General features: G+C 71.7%; 18 protein-coding genes. 9 read left to right on the forward strand and 9 right to left on the reverse strand.

Features of this window, described 5'->3' with window-relative positions:
- Nucleotides 1–91: 91 nt before the first annotated feature.
- On the reverse strand, nt 92–1,549 hold the full coding sequence (locus HS045_RS30855) for a GGDEF domain-containing protein (protein ID WP_196455141.1): 1,458 nt from the start codon (nt 1,547–1,549) through the stop codon (nt 92–94).
- A 425-nt stretch (nt 1,550–1,974) separates the two neighbouring features.
- Here HS045_RS30855 and HS045_RS35970 point away from each other — a divergent pair, with 425 nt between their 5' ends.
- On the forward strand, nt 1,975–4,011 hold the full coding sequence (locus HS045_RS35970) for a diguanylate cyclase (RefSeq protein WP_196455142.1): 2,037 nt from the start codon (nt 1,975–1,977) through the stop codon (nt 4,009–4,011).
- 31 nt (nt 4,012–4,042) lie between these two features.
- Here HS045_RS35970 and HS045_RS30865 read toward each other — a convergent pair whose 3' ends face one another.
- The 3 genes from HS045_RS30865 to HS045_RS30875 all read right to left on the reverse strand — a co-directional run bounded on the left by HS045_RS30865 (nt 4,043) and on the right by HS045_RS30875 (nt 5,749).
- On the reverse strand, nt 4,043–4,795 hold the full coding sequence (locus HS045_RS30865; protein WP_196455143.1) for a cation transporter: 753 nt from the start codon (nt 4,793–4,795) through the stop codon (nt 4,043–4,045).
- A complete protein-coding gene (locus HS045_RS30870; RefSeq protein ID WP_196455144.1) occupies nt 4,792–5,205 on the reverse strand; it encodes a metalloregulator ArsR/SmtB family transcription factor in 414 nt (137 codons plus the stop codon). The genes HS045_RS30865 and HS045_RS30870 overlap by 4 nt, the downstream gene beginning before the upstream one ends.
- A gap of 121 nt (nt 5,206–5,326) precedes the next feature.
- Nucleotides 5,327–5,749: a PPOX class F420-dependent oxidoreductase gene (locus HS045_RS30875; protein WP_196455145.1), complete on the reverse strand. Its 423-nt coding sequence runs from the start codon at nt 5,747–5,749 to the stop codon at nt 5,327–5,329.
- 92 nt (nt 5,750–5,841) lie between these two features.
- Here HS045_RS30875 and HS045_RS30880 point away from each other — a divergent pair, with 92 nt between their 5' ends.
- Nucleotides 5,842–6,513, forward strand: coding sequence for a class I SAM-dependent methyltransferase (locus tag HS045_RS30880; protein ID WP_307827810.1), 672 nt, complete (start codon nt 5,842–5,844; stop codon nt 6,511–6,513).
- A gap of 141 nt (nt 6,514–6,654) precedes the next feature.
- Here HS045_RS30880 and HS045_RS30885 read toward each other — a convergent pair whose 3' ends face one another.
- The 3 genes from HS045_RS30885 to HS045_RS30895 form a co-directional block, all read right to left on the reverse strand.
- Nucleotides 6,655–7,725, reverse strand: coding sequence for a BMP family protein (locus HS045_RS30885; protein ID WP_196455146.1), 1,071 nt, complete (start codon nt 7,723–7,725; stop codon nt 6,655–6,657).
- A 170-nt stretch (nt 7,726–7,895) separates the two neighbouring features.
- The gene (locus HS045_RS30890) at nt 7,896–9,500 is read right to left on the reverse strand and encodes a methyl-accepting chemotaxis protein (RefSeq protein WP_196455147.1); all 1,605 of its coding nucleotides are present in this window, start codon (nt 9,498–9,500) and stop codon (nt 7,896–7,898) included.
- Nucleotides 9,501–9,771: 271 nt separating this feature from the next.
- Nucleotides 9,772–9,981 carry a hypothetical protein gene (locus HS045_RS30895; protein WP_196455148.1) on the reverse strand — a complete coding sequence of 70 codons (210 nt, stop codon included), beginning with the start codon at nt 9,979–9,981 and terminating at the stop codon, nt 9,772–9,774.
- Between the two features lie 479 nt (nt 9,982–10,460).
- On the opposite strand from HS045_RS30895, the gene HS045_RS30900 reads away from it, so the two are divergent.
- Nucleotides 10,461–11,180: a ParA family protein gene (locus tag HS045_RS30900; protein ID WP_196455149.1), complete on the forward strand. Its 720-nt coding sequence runs from the start codon at nt 10,461–10,463 to the stop codon at nt 11,178–11,180.
- Nucleotides 11,180–12,073: a ParB/RepB/Spo0J family partition protein gene (locus tag HS045_RS30905; protein ID WP_196455150.1), complete on the forward strand. Its 894-nt coding sequence runs from the start codon at nt 11,180–11,182 to the stop codon at nt 12,071–12,073. The genes HS045_RS30900 and HS045_RS30905 overlap by 1 nt, the downstream gene beginning before the upstream one ends.
- Before the next feature lie 633 nt (nt 12,074–12,706).
- Here HS045_RS30905 and HS045_RS36325 read toward each other — a convergent pair.
- Nucleotides 12,707–13,330, reverse strand: coding sequence for a hypothetical protein (locus tag HS045_RS36325; RefSeq protein WP_307827811.1), 624 nt, complete (start codon nt 13,328–13,330; stop codon nt 12,707–12,709).
- Nucleotides 13,331–13,717: 387 nt separating this feature from the next.
- Between HS045_RS36325 and HS045_RS30915 the strand changes: the two genes are divergently transcribed.
- From HS045_RS30915 to HS045_RS30925, 3 genes are read left to right on the forward strand one after another with little or no spacing between them, the layout of a single operon-like run.
- Entirely contained in the window at nt 13,718–13,975 is a 258-nt protein-coding gene (locus HS045_RS30915) for a hypothetical protein (RefSeq protein ID WP_196455151.1), read from the forward strand.
- On the forward strand, nt 13,972–14,457 hold the full coding sequence (locus tag HS045_RS30920) for a hypothetical protein (RefSeq protein ID WP_196455152.1): 486 nt from the start codon (nt 13,972–13,974) through the stop codon (nt 14,455–14,457). Before HS045_RS30915 ends, HS045_RS30920 begins: the two co-directional genes overlap by 4 nt.
- Nucleotides 14,458–14,459: 2 nt before the next feature.
- On the forward strand, nt 14,460–14,687 hold the full coding sequence (locus HS045_RS30925; protein ID WP_196455153.1) for a hypothetical protein: 228 nt from the start codon (nt 14,460–14,462) through the stop codon (nt 14,685–14,687).
- 223 nt (nt 14,688–14,910) lie between these two features.
- On the opposite strand, the gene HS045_RS30930 is transcribed toward HS045_RS30925, so the two are convergent.
- Entirely contained in the window at nt 14,911–15,525 is a 615-nt protein-coding gene (locus HS045_RS30930) for a hypothetical protein (RefSeq protein ID WP_230885132.1), read from the reverse strand.
- 280 nt (nt 15,526–15,805) lie between these two features.
- Between HS045_RS30930 and HS045_RS30935 the strand changes: the two genes are divergently transcribed.
- Both HS045_RS30935 and HS045_RS30940 read left to right on the forward strand, forming a co-directional pair.
- Nucleotides 15,806–16,213: a hypothetical protein gene (locus HS045_RS30935; RefSeq protein ID WP_196455154.1), complete on the forward strand. Its 408-nt coding sequence runs from the start codon at nt 15,806–15,808 to the stop codon at nt 16,211–16,213.
- Nucleotides 16,197–16,889: a nucleotidyl transferase AbiEii/AbiGii toxin family protein gene (locus HS045_RS30940; protein WP_196455155.1), complete on the forward strand. Its 693-nt coding sequence runs from the start codon at nt 16,197–16,199 to the stop codon at nt 16,887–16,889. Before HS045_RS30935 ends, HS045_RS30940 begins: the two co-directional genes overlap by 17 nt.
- The last annotated feature ends 399 nt before the right edge of the window (nt 16,890–17,288 follow it).

Consider the following 17,288-nt stretch of genomic DNA (forward strand, 5'->3'; position numbering starts at 1 on the left):
TCCCGTGACGCCGCACCGGCGGCCCTCCCGTGACGCCGCACCGGCGGCCCTCCCGTGACGCCGCACCGGCGGCCCCGCCGCGTTCCGCGCCTCAACCGGCGAGCGAGAGCGGAGCGGGCTGCGGGGGCGGGCCGGCCAGGACCCAGCGGCCGCGCCCGGCGCGCTTGGCCTCGTACATGGCGGCGTCCGCCTTGCGGACCAGGTCACCGGGGGTGGTGGTCGCATCGACCACGGCGATGCCGATGCTCGTCCCCACGCGCAGCTCGTGGCCGTCGTAGCCGATCGGCGCGGCGATCGCCTCCAGGACCCGCTCGGCCAGGGGGATCACGTCGGCGTGCACCGAGGCCTGCGGGCACAGCAGCGCGAACTCGTCGCCGCCGAGCCGTACCACCAGGTCGTCCTCGCGTACGGCGGCGCGCAGCCGCCGGGCGACCTCCACCAGCAGGGCGTCGCCGGCGTCGTGGCCGTAGGTGTCGTTGACCGCCTTGAACCCGTCCAGGTCCAGGTACAGCAGCACGTCCCCGGCGGAGCAGGCGTCCAGGCGGGCGGTGATCGTGCGCCGGTTGGCCAGCCCGGTCAGCGGGTCGTAGGAGGCCTGGTAGGCCAGGAGCCGCTCGGCGCGCTCCTGCTCGCGCACCGCCCCGGCGAAGCGGGCCAGGATGAAGGCGCTGGCGGCGACGGTGGCGATCAGCAGCGCGACGCGCTGGGCCTGCGGGCCGGACCCCTGGGCGACGGCGACCGTGGGGGCGGTCAGCAGTGCCAGACCGAGGAAGACGATCCGGGCCGGGTGCAGCGTGCGGGTCCGCGGGTTGGGACGGATCAGCTCGGCGCGGCCGGGGTGCAGGGCGGTGATCACCATCAGCGCGTTGCCGAACAGCACCAGCCCGCCGAGCGAGACCAGGCTCACCACCCCCAGATGCGGCAGGACCGCGTATCCCAGGTCGGTGACCAGGCGCAGGCAGACCGCCGTGACCAGCATCCGGGTCGGGGCGCCCCGCGTTCCCGGGGACAGCACCAGCAGCAGCACCGCCGCCGTGATCAGCACGTCGCCGAGCATGTAGCCGGCGTCCAGCGCGATGCCCACGCTGTAGAGGCCGCCGCTCTTCTCCAGCGCGGGGGCGACCAGGAGCCACCACATGCCGATCGCCGCGGCGGTGGTGAGGGTGAGCATGTCGAGCAGCGGTTCGCGCAGCTGCCCGCGGGCCCGGAGCCGGGCCATCGTCATGATCCCGGTGCCGATGGCGAGGTACCCGGCGAGCCACGGGGCGTCCATCCAGCCAGTCGGGTCGGCGTCCGGGAAGAACCGGAACGCGATCGTCGACACCAGGTCACCGGCCAGCCAGAACGTCTGGGCGACGGCGACCAGCAGCCACGGCCACCGTTCACCGGGCCCGACCCTGCGCAGCGCGGCCCACCAGGCGGCGGCGCACACGGCGGCGTACCCGGTGAAGTAGATGACGTCGCCGATCACGGCTCCGGCCGTCACCGCGGCGGACAGGGAGACGAGCGCCGCCGCAGGCAGCGACCATCGGGTGCGGAGAGGGGCCATACAGGGATGATCGGCCGATCGCCCGGGATCCTGAGCCCGTGCCCCGGCGAGCACGCCGGAGCACGGCGCGGCCGACGGGCCGGCCGGAGCACGGGACGGCCGACGGGCCGGGCGAAGTACGGCGCGGCCGGCGGGCCGGGCGAAGTACGGCGCGGCCGGCGGGCCGGGCGAAGTACGGCGCGGCCGGCGGGCCGGGCGGCGGGCCGGGGCCGGGGCCGGGGCCGGGCGGCGGGCCGGGGCCGGAGGATCCGGTGAAAGGGTCAACAGCCCGGCCCGCGTGCCGAAACTACGGAAGAGACCCGCGGGGTGTCTTCGGCCTGGCCGGACACGGAAGCGGCGGGTCGGGACCAATCATGGAAGATCGCGATCGTGTGGACGGCCCCCGCGGGCCCGGAGAGCGCGGCGGTTGAGGAAAGGCAGTGGAGATGAGGGAGCCGCTCCTGGCCCTGCTCTTCATGCTGTCGGCGGTCGTGGCGTCCGTCGTCGCCCTGGTCGGCTGGCGGCGGCGGCACGTGACGCCCGCGGTGGGCACCCTGGCGGTCGTCGCGACGGGCATCGCCGTCTGGTCGGTGACCGGCTGGCTCGGCTTCCTCGTCGGCGACCCCGGCGTACTCGTCTGGCTGGGCGCCGTCGGCCTCCTGTCGGTGGGCGCCGTCATGGCCGGTTTCCACTGCCTGTCGCTGGCCGTGGTCGACCGCGCCTGGCGGCTGTCGCGCCGTACGGCCCTGTGGCTGTCGGCCGAACCCGCGCTCGTCCTCGCCGCGTTCCTGGTCGCCCCCTGGCGTCAGCGGTTCATCACGCTCGTCGCGGCCCCCGGGGAGAGCGCTCTCCTACTGGAGTTCGGCCCGCTGTTCTGGATGCACACCGCCTACAGCTACATCCTGCTCACCTTCTGCATGGCGCGGCTGGTGCGCGCGTGGATCCGCGGCCCGCGCACCCAGCGACGCCTTTACGGGATCACCCTGCTGGCCGCCACGCCCTCCACCCTGGTCAACGTCGCCAGCCTGGCGGGCCTGACCGGCGAGGCGGACATGACGCCGATCGGGTTCTGCGTCACCACGGTCCTGTCCTACTGGGCGCTGGTGCGCCTGTCCCTGCACGAACTGGTTCCCGTGGAGCGCAGGCACGTGCTGGACCGGATCAGCGACCTGGTCATGACGATCGACCCCTCCGGCCGCATCCTCGACCTCAACCCGGCGGCCGAGCGCATGCTCCGCCAGCTCGCCCCCGGCCTGCCCGAGCGGATCACCGGGCTGCCGGTCCTCGGGGTCCTGGCCGACGTGCCGCTCACCGACACGGAGACCGCGCCGGCCCTCTCCGGGGCGGAGGACGGCGACCCGCCGTTCCTGACCGTGGCGGAGCGCAGGGACACCGTGCCGGCGAAGCTGTTCCCCCGGGGGCTGGACGCGCCTCTCGACCTGGTCGACCGGCTGGAGACCGACTACACCGTGGTGGATGCGCGGGGTCGTGGGGTGGATCTGAATGTGCGGGTCAGTGCGTTGGTGGATTCGCGGGGGGAGCGGGTGGGGTGGGCGTTCGTGGGGCGGGATGTGACGGCGTTGAACGCGCAGCGGTGGGCGTTGCGGGAGGCGAATGCGCGGTTGCAGGAGCAGGTGGCGACGATCGAGGCGTTGCGGGCGGATCTGGCCGAGCAGGCGGTGCGGGATGCGTTGACGGGGTTGCACAACCGGCGGTTTCTGATGGAGGCGCTGGGGCGGGAGATGCGGGCGGCGGGGGTGTCGGGGGGGTCGTTGAGTGTGGCGTTGCTGGACATCGATCATTTCAAGCAGATCAATGATCGTTATGGTCATGGTGCGGGTGATCAGGTGTTGATGCGGTTCGCGAAGTTGGTGGGGGGGCGGGTGCGGGCGGGGGATGTGGTGGCGCGGTACGGGGGGGAGGAGTTCGTGATCGTGTTTCCGGGGGCGTCGGGGGAGCAGGCGGTGGAGCGGGTGGAGGCGATTCGGGTGTGGGTGGCGGCGGGTCGGGTGCCGGCGGGGGGTCATACGTTGTCGGTGTCGTTCAGTGCGGGGGTGGCGGGGTGGTGTTCGGGGATGGATGCGGGGGAGGTGTTGCATGCGGCGGATGAGGCGTTGTACGCGGCCAAGCGGGCGGGGCGCAATCGGGTGGTGCTGGCGGGGGGTGCGGGTGCGGTGGTGAGCGGGGACGCCGTTCCGGGCACGGGCGCGGGCACGGGCGGGGACGCCGTTCCGGGCACGGATGCGGGCGCCGTTCCGGGCACGGGTGCGGGCGGGGACGTCGTTCCGGGCACGGGTGCGGGCGCCGTTCCGGGCACGGGTGCGGGCGGGGACGTCGTTCCGGGCACGGGTGCGGGCGCCGTTCCGGGCACGGGCACGGGCACGGGCGGGGACGCCGTTCCGGGTGGGAGTGTGGAGGCGGGGAAGCGGACGGCCCCGGGGCAGTCCTCTCCCATGGGTGGAGAGACCCCCGCCGCCGCCTGACCGTCCGGCGCACCGCTCCCCGGACCGCGCCTCATCGGGTGCCCTCCCCGGGCGGCGCGGCGGTCCGCTCTCCGCCGCAGCAGGCGTCGGCGCAGCCGGGGCCGCACCCGCATCCGGTCTCCCGGGGCTCCCGGGTCTCCCGGGTCTCGCCGGCCGAGGGCAGGGCGCAGTCGTCGCACTGCTCGCCCCTCCACGCCTCGACGCCCTCGCGGACGGCGACGGCGGCGATGACCAGGGCGGCGACCGGATCGGCCCAGGAGAGGCCGAAGGCGGCGTTGAGCACCAGGCCGGCCAGCAGCACCGCCGACAGGTAGGTGCACAGCATCGTCTGGGTGGAGTCGGCCACCACGGTGGCCGAGCCGAGTTCGCGGCCGGTGCGGCGCTTGGCCGCCACCAGCAGCGGCATCACCACCACCGACACCGCGGCGAGCCCGATGCCCACCGGCGAGGAATCGGCGTCCCCCTCGGTGAGCAGGGAACGCACGGCGTCGACGCCGACCCAGGCGGCCAGCGCGAAGAACGAGACCGCGATCAGCCGCAGCGCGGTCCGCTCGCGGGCCTCCGGGAGGCGGGAGCGGAACTGCCAGATGACCACGGCGGCCGAGGAGACCTCGACGAAGGAGTCCAGGCCGAAACCCAGCAGCGCCGCCGAGGAGGCCGCGGCGCCGGCGGCGATGGCCACCGCGCCTTCGAGCAGGTTGTAGCCGGCGGTGGCGTAGGCCAGGTGCAGGCTGCGCCGGTTGAGCACCGCGCGCCGTTCGGCGGTCAGGGCGGGGACGCTCATGCGATCATCCCGGATTCGGCCGCCGGAGCGGCGCGACCCTCGTCCGGACACACGGCGGGACCGTCCGCCGGACACAGGGCGACCGCGTGACCGGTGGCGGACAGCAGGGTCTCGGCGGACTTGAGCATGTCCATCAGCTCCGGCCGGGTCAGGGCGTAGAACGACTGGCGGCCCTCGGCGCGGTAGCCGACCAGGCCGCAGTCGCGCAGGCACGCCAGGTGTTTGGAGACGGTCGACTGGGCCAGGCCGAGCTCACCGGTCAGGTCCACCACCCGGGCCTCGCCGCGGGCCAGGCGGGCCACGATGCGCAGCCGGGTCTCGTCGGACAGGGAGTGGAACAGCGCCGCCGCCGGAGCGATGCCGGCGGCGATGTCGGCGGCCACGCACGGACCGCCCTCATTTATCGCCATCTGGCAATGATAGCGCCAGATGGCGATATGTCACTCGCGGCCCGGTGACCGCTCCCCGGGTCCGCCCCCGGGCCCTGACCAGGGAGACCTCCCGGGTCAGGGCGGGCGTCCGTTCCGCCGGTCAGGGGGACGCCTGGTCGCTGTCCTTGAACGCGCCCCAGCCGTGCCAGCGGTCGATCTCGATGACGGCGGTGACCCGGGCGCGGACCCGGTCAGGGTACGGCCTGCCGGTGTAGTGGCGGGAGATCCGGTCGATGTCGGCCAGTCCTTCGTCGTCGCGGAGCTCGACGGCGCGACCGATCAGGCTCACGTGCGTGTACCAGCCGTCCCCGTCGAGGACGGTGAGCGTCACGCGGGGATCGCGGCGCAGGTGCTTCAAGCGGACCCGGCCCTCGTCCATGTTGACCAGGACCCTGCCGTCCTCCCACAGGTACCAGGTGGCGGTGGAGACGGGGGCGCCGTCCGCCCGCAGCGTGGCGATGGTGCACGGGTTGGGCCGGGCCACCATGGCCACGGCGTCGGCGGGCAGCGGGGGCTTGGACATGCTTCCTCCGGGCGCGGACGGTTTCGGGATACGGACGAGCTTGCCACGGAGGCCGCCCGTTCCGCCGGAGGCGGCGGGTTACGCTTCCCACCGTGACCGAACCGGACTTCCTGCGCACCACCCGCGCCTCCTACGACGCCATGGCCGTCGCCTACACCGAGTTCGTCGACGGCGCGCTCGACGCCATGCCGCTGGACCGGGCGATGCTCGCCGTCTTCGCCGAACTCGTGCGGGCCGGCGGCGGCCCCGTCGCCGATCTCGGATGCGGTCCCGGCCGCATGACCGCGTACCTGCACGACCTCGGGCTGACCGTGTCCGGGATCGACCTGTCGCCGCAGATGGTCGCCATCGCCCGGCGGACGTATCCGCACCTGCGCTTCGACGAGGGCTCGATGGCCGGACTGGACCTGCCGGACGGCTCCCTCGGCGGCGTCCTGGCCTGGTACTCGACCATCCACACGCCGCCGGAGCGGCTGCCGGAGATCTTCGGCGAGTTCCACCGGGTGCTGACCCCCGGCGGCCACCTGCTGCTCGGCTTCCTGTCCGGCGACGGGTCGCTGCGCACGGCGGAGCCGTACGGCCACAAGGTGGCGCCCGCCTACCGCTGGCCGCTCGACCTCCTCGCCGGCCTGCTCGGACGAGCCGGGTTCGAGACGACCGTCCGGCTGCTGCACGAGCCCGAGGGGGGCGAGAGGCACCAGCAGGGCTGCCTCCTGGCCCGCAGACCGGTGGTCCCTCGACCGGTCATCGCATCGCACAGGTGATCGGACCATGTCGCGGGTGGCCGCCACCGCCACCCGGGTCTCGCGGCTGACCCTCCACCGCGGCGAGGTCGAGCTGCCGCAGCGCGTCCCCGGTGCCGACGCCGACGCGCGTACCGAGGTCGCGCGCGTACCGCGCCGGGCTCAGGGCGTGGTCGGCGGGGTGACGGTCCCGTCGAGGATCCGCCGGCGGACGGCGTCGACCTTCCGCTGCACCGGGGCCACCGCCTCGGTGTTGGAGGTCGCGTAGCCGACGCCGTCGGTCTTGAGGTCGAAGCGCTTGACGCCGCCGCCGCGGTCGCCCTTGATGAAGGCCTGGATCTCCTGGAAGACGGCGTTGTCCACCCGCTTGACCATGGAGGTGAGGATGGACTCCCGGACGCCGGCGTCCGCGGTCTGGTACTGGTCGGCGTCCACCCCGATCGCCCAGGTCCCCTTGCGCGCGGCGACCGCCTCCAGGGAGCCCGCGCCGGACCCGCCCGCCGCGGTGTAGATGACGTCGACGCCGGAGGCCAGCATCCCCTCGGCGACCTTCTTCGCCTTGTCGGGCACGCCGAAACCGCCGAAGTCCGGCGGCGTGGAGAGGTAGTCGACGCTGACCCGCACGCCCGGCCGGGCCTCGGCGGCGCCCGCCGCGAAGCCCGCCTCGAACTTCTGCAGCAGCGGCATGCGGACGCCGCCGATGAAGCCCACCTTCCCGGTGCGGGACTTCAGCGCCGCGGCGGCGCCGGCCAGGTAGGAGCCCTGCTCCTCGGCGAAGACCAGGGAGACCACGTTCGGGGCGGTGAAGGATTCGTCGTCGACGATCGCGAAGGTGGTGCCGGGGAACTCCGCCGCGACCGTCTTGAGGGACGCCGCGTACAGGAAGCCCACCGCGATGACGGGGTTGCGGCCCTGCTCGGCCAGCTCGCGCAGCTTGGCGGTCCGCTCCTCCTCCGTCTCCGCGGAGAGCGTGGCCTCCGCGCCGTCGACCTCCAGTTCCTCCTTCGCCCGGTCCAGGCCCGCGGCCGCCGCGTCGTTGAAGCTCTTGTCGCCCCGGCCGCCCTGGTCGAAGGCCAGGCCGACCCGGACCTGCTCCAGCCCCAGGCCGTCGCCGCCCGCGGCGGCGGCGCGCACGATCGGCTCCGCCTCGGTCCCGCACCCGGCGAGCGCCGTGGCGGCGGCGGTGGCCAGCGCGGCCAGCGCGATCCTGCTCTTGTTCGACCTGTCAGCCACTGTGCTCTTCCTTCTGACGTGCGGATCGGGGAGGTCCTGCGGGCTTCTGAACCGCGGATCGGACAGGTCCCGCGGGACCTGCGGCGGGCTCACGGTGTGCTCACGGTGTCCGTACGGCGGACTCACGGTGTGCTCACGGTGTCCGTACGGCGGGCTCACGGGCATGGGCGCTAGTAGCGGAACTGCTCGACGGCTTCGCGCAGCCGCCGGGAGACGCCGGTCAGCTCGGCGACGGTACGGCGCGAGCGGGAGACGTCGGCGTCGACGGCCGAGGCCGAGGAGGCCACGGCGGTGATGCTCTCCGCGATCCGGGAGGCGCCGCCGGCGGCGTCGGCGACGCTGCGGTTCATCTCGTTCGTGGTCGAGGTCTGTTCCTCCACCGCGCTCGCGATCGTCATCTGGTAGTCGCTGATGCCCGCGACGACCTCGCTGATCCGGCCGATGGCGCCGACCGCCGCGGCGCTGTCGCTCTGGATGGTCTGGACGAGCCGGCCGATCTCCTCGGTGGCCGAGGCGGTCGCCTGCGCCAGGTTCTTGACCTCGTGGGCGACGACCGCGAAGCCCTTGCCGGCGTCCCCGGCGCGGGCCGCCTCGATGGTGGCGTTGAGGGCGAGCAGGTTGGTCTGCTCGGCGATGGAGGTGATGAGCTTGACCACGTGGTCGATCTCGGAGGACGACGAGGTCAGCTGGACCACGGTGGCGTTGGCCGACTTCGCGACGGTCACGGCCTCGGCGGCGACCCGGGCCGCGTCCGAGGCGTTCTGGGAGATCTCCTCGATGGCGCCGCCCATCTCGCGCGACCCCTCGGCGACGTTGCGCACACTGTCGCTGACCTCCTGGGAGGCCGCGGCGGCGGCCCCGGCCTGCACGGAGGTCCTGGTCGCGCTGTCGGCGAAGACGCTGGTGACCTCGTCCAGCTCGGTCGACATGTCCGCGAGCGTCCCGGCGTGGGCGGCCACGTCGGTGACGACCCCGCGGACCGCGGCGAGCGCCTCGTTGAGCGCCTCCGCCATCTGCGCGGGCTCGTCCCGGCCCTCGGTGGGCAGTTCCACGTCCAGCCTGCGGGCGGCCACGGTGCGCAGGGCGTCCCGGGCCGCGGTGACCGGGGCGACGATGCTCCGGGTCACCAGCCAGGCCAGGACGCAGCCGAGCAGGAGGGCCAGCGCCGTGCCGACGGTGATCGCCCGCTGGGCGGAGGCCGCCGCCGCGGAGGAGGCCTCCACCGCGGCCTGGCTGCGCTGGTCGACGGACTGGGCGAGCTGCTGCGAGGCCCGCAGGATCCGGTAGTAGGTGTTCCAGCTGTCGTAGACGGCCAGCTGGTCGCCCTTCCAGAGGGCCTCGGCGGTGCCCGGCCTGAACGTCTCGACGATCGTGTCGTTGAGCGCGAAGTACGTCTCGGACTCGGCGCGGACCCGCTCGAACAACTTCCGCTCCGCGGCGGTCATCGAGCCGACGGCCACCTGCGGCAGGAACTTCTCGAAGCGCTCGCGCTCCTGCTGCCAGGCCTTGTAGTTGACCGAGTCGCCGCCGAACGCCCGCTCGGCGCCCAGCCGGTGGACGTCGGAGATATAGGAGCTCTGCCAGCCGCTCATGCCGGCCGCGTAGAACTTGATCTCCTTGGCCTGGCTGGTGAGCACCTGGAGATCCCGGACCTGCGCGGCGGTGTTCCGCTGGTCCTGGACCGCGAGGAGGGAGATCACCGCTATCACCGCGAGCAGCGTCAGCACCGCGGTGAACGCCGCCGCCAGTCGTACCCCGATCCGGACACGCCGCATGTGATCCTCCGTGATTGACTATGCGGTCACCCGATCGGCAGGGAGGTGCCGGAACTGAGCACACCTCGCTTCGCCCGGGCCCGCGCGTCCGCGGATCTCCTCCGCCGCGAAGCGCGGAGCCGGTCCCGGTGGCGAATTTCGGGCCGTCGTTATTCAGACTTTCGGACTTTCGGTCTTGCATGTCGTCGTGCCCGGGCAGGCCATCCGAGCACGCGGTGTCCGGAGACGCGGTCGGGGCGGCCCGGATCCCGGACCGCCCCGACACGCTCTCTCACCAGGCGTAGCTGTACAGGTAGTTGCTGCTGGCCCCGTACGGCCCGGCGAACTGGTAGTTCGAGTAGTACCAGCTGCTGCCCCAGCCAGGGCCGTAGCCATAGCCTCCGTACGGATACGGGTGGTCGTTGTCCGCCAGGGCGGCGCTCTGACCGGCGAGCCCCAGGGCCGCAACGGTTCCTGTGATCACCAGTGCACGCCGAATCATCGTCATCATCGTGATCGTTTCCTTCCGCGCCGTGCGTCGCGATCGTGGACCACACGGCTCACTCGAAGGGGCACCGCATCAGTCAGCCTTCAGGACCGGACATGGTTCCCATCTCTGACTACAGCGGCCTCATTTCACACTACGCTCACCCGTCCCACGCACCGGAAGGACGGCGAGCGATGATCTAACGAGTCATGCCCCTATGGGCGGAGACACGTGGACCCGGCATGACGGCGGCGGCCACGGATCTCTGTCCCGGTGGGCATCGCATGGGGTCCCCCTGCCCCTTCCCGCCCGGAGGCGGCGGCGGTGTCCGTCCCGGCCCGCGGGCACCGCGCCCGGCCGGTCGGCCGTCACCGGAGAATCCCGGTGCCCCGCGCGTCCCAGGTGTTCACGGCGTGAACACCTGGGACATCTGGAATAGTTGGCCTCCTGATCCGAAGTACCAAACCGGGAAGCACACGGAACAGGAGCCCGACGTGGCCAGAGTGCATGTTGTCCTCAATCAGAAAGGCGGCGTCGGCAAGTCCACGCTCGCCGTCAACCTCGCCGCCGTCACGGCCGACACCGTGGGCGGGGTGGCGGGGGAGAACCCCCCGGTCGTCACGGTCTCCATCGACCCGCAGGGGTCCGCCGTCTGGTGGTCGGAACGCGTCGGCGACGCCCTCCCCTTCGACTTCGTCCAGGCCCACGACGACATCGCCGGGCTGGCGGGCCTCCGCCACATCCCGCACGTCACCGACGTGTGGGTGGACACCCCCGGCTGGCTCGACCTGTCGGACGGGGCCTCCTCCGACGACCCCCTCGGGGACGGCAAAGCCGCCGAGGCGCTGCGCGCCGTACTCGACAACGCCGACGACGTGATCATCCCCATCGAGCCGGAACCGCTCTCGTTCCAGCCGACGTTCAACACGATCGAGAAGGTCGTCAAGCCCCGGAAGCTGCCCTACCTCGTGGTCGCCAACAACTGGGACCCGCGTGACGGCCGCGCCGACCTGGACGACACCCTGCAGTTCGTGCGCAACCAGGGCTGGCCGCTCGCCAACACGGTGATCCGGCACTACAAGATCCACTCCCGCGCGTCGGCCGAGGGCCTGGTCGTCACCCAGTACCCCAAGAACCGGGTGGCGATGGAGGCGCGCGAGGACTTCTACCGGCTCGCCCTGGAGCACGGGCAGATGCGGAACGGGAACGGCTGATGGCGGGGAAGAGGACGAGTCTCGCGGCTCTGATGGTCGGCCAGCCGGCCGGGCCCGAGGGGAAGGCCCCTGCCCCGGACCCGGTGGTCATCACGACCACGACGCGGCCGGAGACCCTGCGGCTGGAAGACCTGGCCGACAACCCGGACAACCCCCGGGAGAGCCTCCGGGACCTGGAAGGGCTCGCCGACACGATCCGCGACGAGGGCGTGCTGCAGGACCTGGTCGTCGTCCCCCGGGACATCTGGCTGGCCGTCCACCCGCACCACGCCGCGCAGGTCGGCGACCGGCCGTACGTCATCCAGCACGGCCACCGGCGCCGCCACGCGGCCGCGCTGGCCGGGCTGGCGGAGGTGCCGGTCAAGGTGCGCGAGTCCGCCGAGTCCGCCGAGGAGCGCACCCTCATCGAGAACTTCCAGCGCGACGACCTGACGCCGCTGGAGGAGGCACGGGCCCTGCAGCGGCTGATGGAGCTGCGCGAGATCTCACTGCGGGAGGCCTGCCGCAGGGTGGGCAAGTCGCCCGCCTGGGGATCGCAGCGGCTGGTGCTGCTCAAGCTCACGCCCGAGCTTCAGCAGGCCCTGGCGGACGGCGCGCTGAAGGTGGAGGACGCCCGGGAGATCGGCAAGCTCCCTCCGGAGGAGCAGTCTCTGCCGGTCACCGTCCCCCTTTCGCCTCCGGAGGAGGAGAACCCGAGGCGGGTGGGTGTTCATGGCGTGAACACTCCGGAGCCCGGCCCCGTCGTCCCGCGGCAGCCGGGAGCCGGCAGGCGGGACCGCGGCGTCATCCCGCTCGGGCCGCCGTCGATGATCGCGGCGGAGCTGCGGGCCCGGCTCTCTCGCGAGGACCTGGAGACCCTGGTGGAGTTGCTGTCCGCCGCCGTCGCCCGCTGACGTCCGGCCCGCCCGGCCCACCGGCGTGGGCCGGGCCACCCGCACCGCGGGACCGCTCGAAGCGTCGGGTGTTCACGCCGTGAACACCCGACGTGCGCACGGGTCCCGCAACGAGGAGTCGGAAGCCGGTACGGCGGCAGGACAGTGCCCTCGGTGTTCACGCCGTGAACACTCGTGAGCCCCGGTACGGCCCCGCCGCAAGAAGCCGGAGACCCGGCCAGGACCCCGAGCAGAAGCGCGAGTGTTCACGCCGTAAACACCCCGCGGTCCGCACACGGCCCCGCCAGGAGAGAGCAGAGGCCGGGATAGAGAGCCGGACGCGAGCACAAGTGTTCACGCCGTAAACACCCCGCAGCCCACCCACGGCCCCGCCGCAAGAAGCCGCAGACCCGGCCAGGACCCCGAGCAGAAGCGCGAGTGTTCACGCCGTGAACACTTCCGGCGGCAGGAGTACCGATGTCCCGCCGCCGGCTGCGGTCTCCCTCCGGCCGGGAACGCGTGGAGGCCGCCCCCGGATGTCCGGGTGACGGCCTCTGCGGTGTCCGACCGGAGGGAACCGGGTGCGGGTCTCCTGTCGGGTGTGCGGCCGGTTCTCTACCGGACGCGGGTTTCCCGGCGGACGGGATCCGGCTCTCACAGGGCGGCGGTGCGCAGCACCGCGGCCAGGATCTCGGTCGCGCTCGGAGCGGCCGGAGCAACGGTGACGGGCTCGGCCGGGTCGCGGTCCTTCTTGGCCCACGCACCCGTGGCGAACGGCTTGGGGTGGTTCTTGGTGCCCACGCCCTTGCCCCACTTGGTGATCACATAGGTGACCTTGATGTGGCCCTTGCCGCCGTTGCCGTCCACACCCAGCGTGTCGGCGTTGAAGGTCCCACCGGTCAGCTGCGCGAACGTCTTGGCGTCCAGATCCAGCATGACACCCCGGTTGGAGGGGATGCCCGGACCGCGGTCGCCCACGAAGAACGGCGCCTTCTTTCCCTTGTAGAGCACATAGCCCTCGGTCAGCAGCGGCCACGACGGCGACGCCGCCAGGCCCTTCTGCATCGGCTTGCCCGACGCCGGAAGACCCGTGTCACCGGCCCGGCCCGAGGCGTCGTCCCAGTAGTAGGACGCGGTGGTCGACCCCTTGAGCATGACCTGCTCGCCCTCGCCGGTCTGCGCGCTCGCCGTACCGGCCGCACCGGCCACGATCGCCCCGGTCAGGGTCACGGTGGCGGCGGCGGTCAGGACACGGGCGGCGAAACGGGTGGCGGTCATGAAAGCGGGCTCCTCACGGGCGGCGACAGGACTCCGGCCGATACCAGCTGGCCGGTGAAAGCCCTGCTGTAGCGGCCTTCGACATCCAGTAAGCCGCCCGGACGTAGCGCTCCCAGTGCGCCACGGGTGCGGCCCGGTTGCCGCCGACGGGAAACCCTCAACCCCCCACACCGCCAGCGTTTCCGCACCATGTCGAGTCGCCGGGGCAGTCCGCGGACGGATCGTTGTCGCCAAGCGGTGTTCACGCCGTGAACACCGACGAGCATGCGAGGCACGAGCGGATAGACCACTACGCGATGGCTCCAGCGGCACGCGTCCACCCGTGAAGTTCTCGGAGAGGGTGTCGACTCGCCGTATGACGCAATGCGTATGCACTACGCTCGGATCATGGACAGCGATCCTCTTCCCGCGGGCCTTCTCGCCGAGACCAGACAATGGATCACCGAGACCGGGCAGGACATCACTCCCGCCGAGTACATCGCCCAGGCCGTCCACCGGCAGATGCAGGAGGACTATCGGGCCGCCAAGGAACGCGAGGCCCGCCGTATCGAATCGATCCGTGCCGCCAACCCGGAGGGCTTCGCGTCCGGCGAACGCCGGGCCGAGGAGTTGATCGCGAAATACGCCGGGCGCGCTACGGCATGAGTGCCAGGTTCATCCTCGACACCTCACTCATCGCCGCCTACGCGCAGGGGCACGATCAGGCGGTCGGCATGGTCCACGCCATCAAGCGCCGGGTTCCCGCCGGTCTCCTCCTCCCTGTCACCTCGGTGATCGCCGCACGGGCACGCCTCACCGTCGATGAGCGCGAATATCTGGACGCGGAGCTCCTGGCTCGGAATCCTCAGCCTGATTCCGACGAGATCGTCGTGACGTTCGGAGTCGGATACGACCCCATCAAAGTCGATCTTGACAGCGATGCCCAGCGAGGAGTCTCCGGCACCTGGGCGGATCTCGGCGTCGATACCGTGCCGATCGATGTGGCCGAGGCCGCCTACTGGGGCAACCGGACCGACCGGACCGTGCTGACCCTTGAGGGCAAGAACGTCTGGGGCCGGCTCTTGGCCGACCTGCCCGGAGTGAGCGTCGAAGACCTTCAGGACGGCCCGCCCGAGAACTGGAGCTGACGGTGGGCCTCACTGACGAGAGTCGCGACCAGATGATCACCACTTCACTGCGATTGCCCAAGCCGGTGATGGACGCTGTCCGTGCTCGAGCAGCGGAGCGGGGTGTCAAACCGTCGGCGTTGATCCGTGAGGTGATCGTGGCGAGTCTTGCGGACAGCCAAGCGATGATCCCGTTGAGTGTGCTGCTGGCAGCCGCGGAGGAGTACAGCCAACGGCAGTCCGTCCCCTGATCACCCGTCTTCGAGAGGACGCATCAGTCCCACGGGTGTTCACGGCGTGAACACTTCCGGCGGCAGGAGTACCGATGTGCCGCCGCCGGGTGCGGTCTCCCTCCGGCCGGGAACGCGTGGAGGCCGCCCCCGGATATCCGGGTGACGGCCTCTGCGGTATCCGACCGGAGGGAACCGGGTGCGGGTCTCCTGTCGGGTGTGCGGTCGGACTCGGTGGGCGGGATCACAGGGCGGCGGTGCGCAGCACCGCGGCCAGGATCTCGGTCGCGGCCGGAGCAACGGTGACGGGCTCGGCCGGATTGCGGTCCTTCTTGGCCCACGCACCCGTGGCGAACGGCTTGGGGTGGTTCTTGGTCCCCACGCCCTTGCCCCACTTGGTGATCACATAGGTGACCTTGATGTGGCCCTTGCCGCCGTTGCCGTCCACACCCAGCGTGTCGGCGTTGAAGGTCCCACCGGTCAGCTGCGCGAACGTCTTGGCGTCCAGATCCAGCATCACACCCCGGTTGGAGGGGATGCCCGGACCGCGGTCGCCCACGAAGAACGGCGCCTTCCTGCCCTTGTAGAGCACATACCCCTCGGTCAAAAGCGGCCACGACGGCGACGCCGCCAGGCCCTTCTGCATCGGCTTGCCCGACGCCGGAAGACCCGTGTCACCGGCCCGGCCCGAGGCGTCGTCCCAGTAGTAGGACGCGGTGGTCGACCCCTTGAGCATGACCTGCTCGCCCTCGCCGGTCTGCGCGCTCGCCGTACCGGCCGCACCGGCCACGATCGCCCCGGTCAGAGTCACAGTGGCGGCGGCGGTCAGGACACGGGCGGCGAAACGAGTGGCGGTCATGAAAGCGGGCTCCTCACGGGCGGCGACAGGACTCCGGCCGATACCAGCTGGCCGGTGAAAGCCCTGCTGTAGCGGCCTTCGACATCCAGTAAGCCGCCCGGACGTAGCGCTCCCAGTGCGCCACGGGTGCGGCCCGGTTGCCGCCACCGGGAAACCCTCAACCCCCCACACCACCGGCCGATCGACACCCCTCGCAGGCCGGGGAAGCGGACCGCCCACAGCGGAAGCCGGTCCCAGGCGGCGGCACGGGTCGCCTTTCGGAGGATCACCGACCGAGCCGTTGGACGCCTTCTCGGCCTTCGAGCTGTGCCATGCGGACGGCATGGGTGAGAATGAGGGCGTGAGCACTCAAAGCGCCGTATCATTGCCGTCCCGCTGGGCGGGAACGGCCCGGACGCTGCCGCCGTCACTCTCGTCGCTGAACGGTCCGGACGGAGGCGTGGTCGATCTTCCCTCTGACATCGCCTGGTCGGGGCGGACCCGTTTCGACCTCTCCGACCGTGACCAGCGCTACCTCTTCCACATGACCGTGCTCACTTCGGCGATCACCACCGAGCACTACACCCAATGGTTGAACGCCGACCTCCTCCGTTCCGACTGGGCCCGACTGCGGCTGCCCCGCGTACTCCGCGGCCTGTGGCAGGAACGGTTCCCGGAGTTGGCGGCCGCCGTTGCCCGATCCGCTTGAAGGCGACCACGCACTGCTGATGCGAGCGGCTCTTCCGATCTGCGATCGGTACGGCCTGGTCCTCGCGGGTGGTTACGCGATCAGAGCGCATGGGCTGGTGAGCCGTCCTTCGGACGATCTGGACTTCGCCACCGCCAGTGCCGCTCCGGTGGAAGAGATCGCCGCGGCGCTCGCACACGCCTACCGGCAGTCAGGACTTCAGGCCCGCGTAGTCTCCGCCGAAGGACGCAAGGGGCACCTGACCGTCGCTCTCCCGACGGGGGCGGCCTACCGCATCGACATCCTCAAGGAACCGCTCAACCACCCGGCCGCCCTCATGAGTTTCGGTCCGGTTCTCTCCCTGGAGGACGCCGTGGCACTGAAAGTGGGAGCTCTGCACGACCGCGGACTGCCACGGGATGTGATCGATGTCCACGGTGCGACGGCGTACTTCAGCAACGCCGAGCTCGTGACGCTGGGGAGGAAGGCGCTGGACGAGGACTTCTACCTGGAGGACCTGCGCGACCAGCTCGATCACGCGGCCGCTTACTCCGATGAGGAGTTCGAAGCGTACGGTTGCCGCGCCGAGCAGATCGTCGTGTTGAAATCCTGGGCGCAGGAGTGGGCGGACCAGATCGGCCGCGAGCTGGCCGAGATGGATTCCTGGACCGGTGAGACCGAGGAACCCGTCGACTGACCGCCATGGTGTTCACGGCGTGAACACTCGTGAGCCCCGGTACGGCCCCGCCGCAAGAGGCCGGGACCCGGCCAGGACCCCGAGCAGAAGCGCGAGTGTTCACGCCGTAAACACCCCGCGGTCCGCACACGGCCCCGCCGCAAGAAGCCGCAGACCCGGCCAGGACCCCGAGCAGAAGCGCGAGTGTTCACGCCGTGAACACTTCCGGCGGCAGGAGTACCGATGTGCCGCCGCCGGGTGCGGTCTCCCTCCGGCCGGGAACGCGTGGAGGCCGCCCCCGGATGTCCGGGTGACGGCCTCTGCGCTGTCCGACCGGAGGGAACCGGGTGCGGGTCTCCTGTCGGGTGTGCGGTCGGTTCTCTACCGGACGCGGGTTTCCCGGCGGACGGGATCCGGCTA

It is taken from the genome of Planomonospora sp. ID82291, assembly GCF_015711645.1.
Classification (GTDB): Bacteria; Actinomycetota; Actinomycetes; order Streptosporangiales; family Streptosporangiaceae; genus Planomonospora.

Coding starts and splice junctions, on each gene's coding strand:
- HS045_RS30920 (WP_196455152.1), top strand. CDS start 13,972: ATGAGTGCCAGGTTCATCCTCGACACCTCACTCATCGCCGCCTACGCG.
- HS045_RS30855 (WP_196455141.1), bottom strand. CDS start 1,549: ATGGCCCCTCTCCGCACCCGATGGTCGCTGCCTGCGGCGGCGCTCGTC.
- HS045_RS36325 (WP_307827811.1), bottom strand. CDS start 13,330: ATGACCGCCACCCGTTTCGCCGCCCGTGTCCTGACCGCCGCCGCCACC.
- HS045_RS35970 (WP_196455142.1), top strand. CDS start 1,975: ATGAGGGAGCCGCTCCTGGCCCTGCTCTTCATGCTGTCGGCGGTCGTG.
- HS045_RS30890 (WP_196455147.1), bottom strand. CDS start 9,500: ATGCGGCGTGTCCGGATCGGGGTACGACTGGCGGCGGCGTTCACCGCG.
- HS045_RS30870 (WP_196455144.1), bottom strand. CDS start 5,205: ATGGCGATAAATGAGGGCGGTCCGTGCGTGGCCGCCGACATCGCCGCC.
- HS045_RS30875 (WP_196455145.1), bottom strand. CDS start 5,749: ATGTCCAAGCCCCCGCTGCCCGCCGACGCCGTGGCCATGGTGGCCCGG.
- HS045_RS30930 (WP_230885132.1), bottom strand. CDS start 15,525: ATGACCGCCACTCGTTTCGCCGCCCGTGTCCTGACCGCCGCCGCCACT.
- HS045_RS30915 (WP_196455151.1), top strand. CDS start 13,718: ATGGACAGCGATCCTCTTCCCGCGGGCCTTCTCGCCGAGACCAGACAA.
- HS045_RS30865 (WP_196455143.1), bottom strand. CDS start 4,795: ATGAGCGTCCCCGCCCTGACCGCCGAACGGCGCGCGGTGCTCAACCGG.
- HS045_RS30905 (WP_196455150.1), top strand. CDS start 11,180: ATGGCGGGGAAGAGGACGAGTCTCGCGGCTCTGATGGTCGGCCAGCCG.
- HS045_RS30895 (WP_196455148.1), bottom strand. CDS start 9,981: ATGATTCGGCGTGCACTGGTGATCACAGGAACCGTTGCGGCCCTGGGG.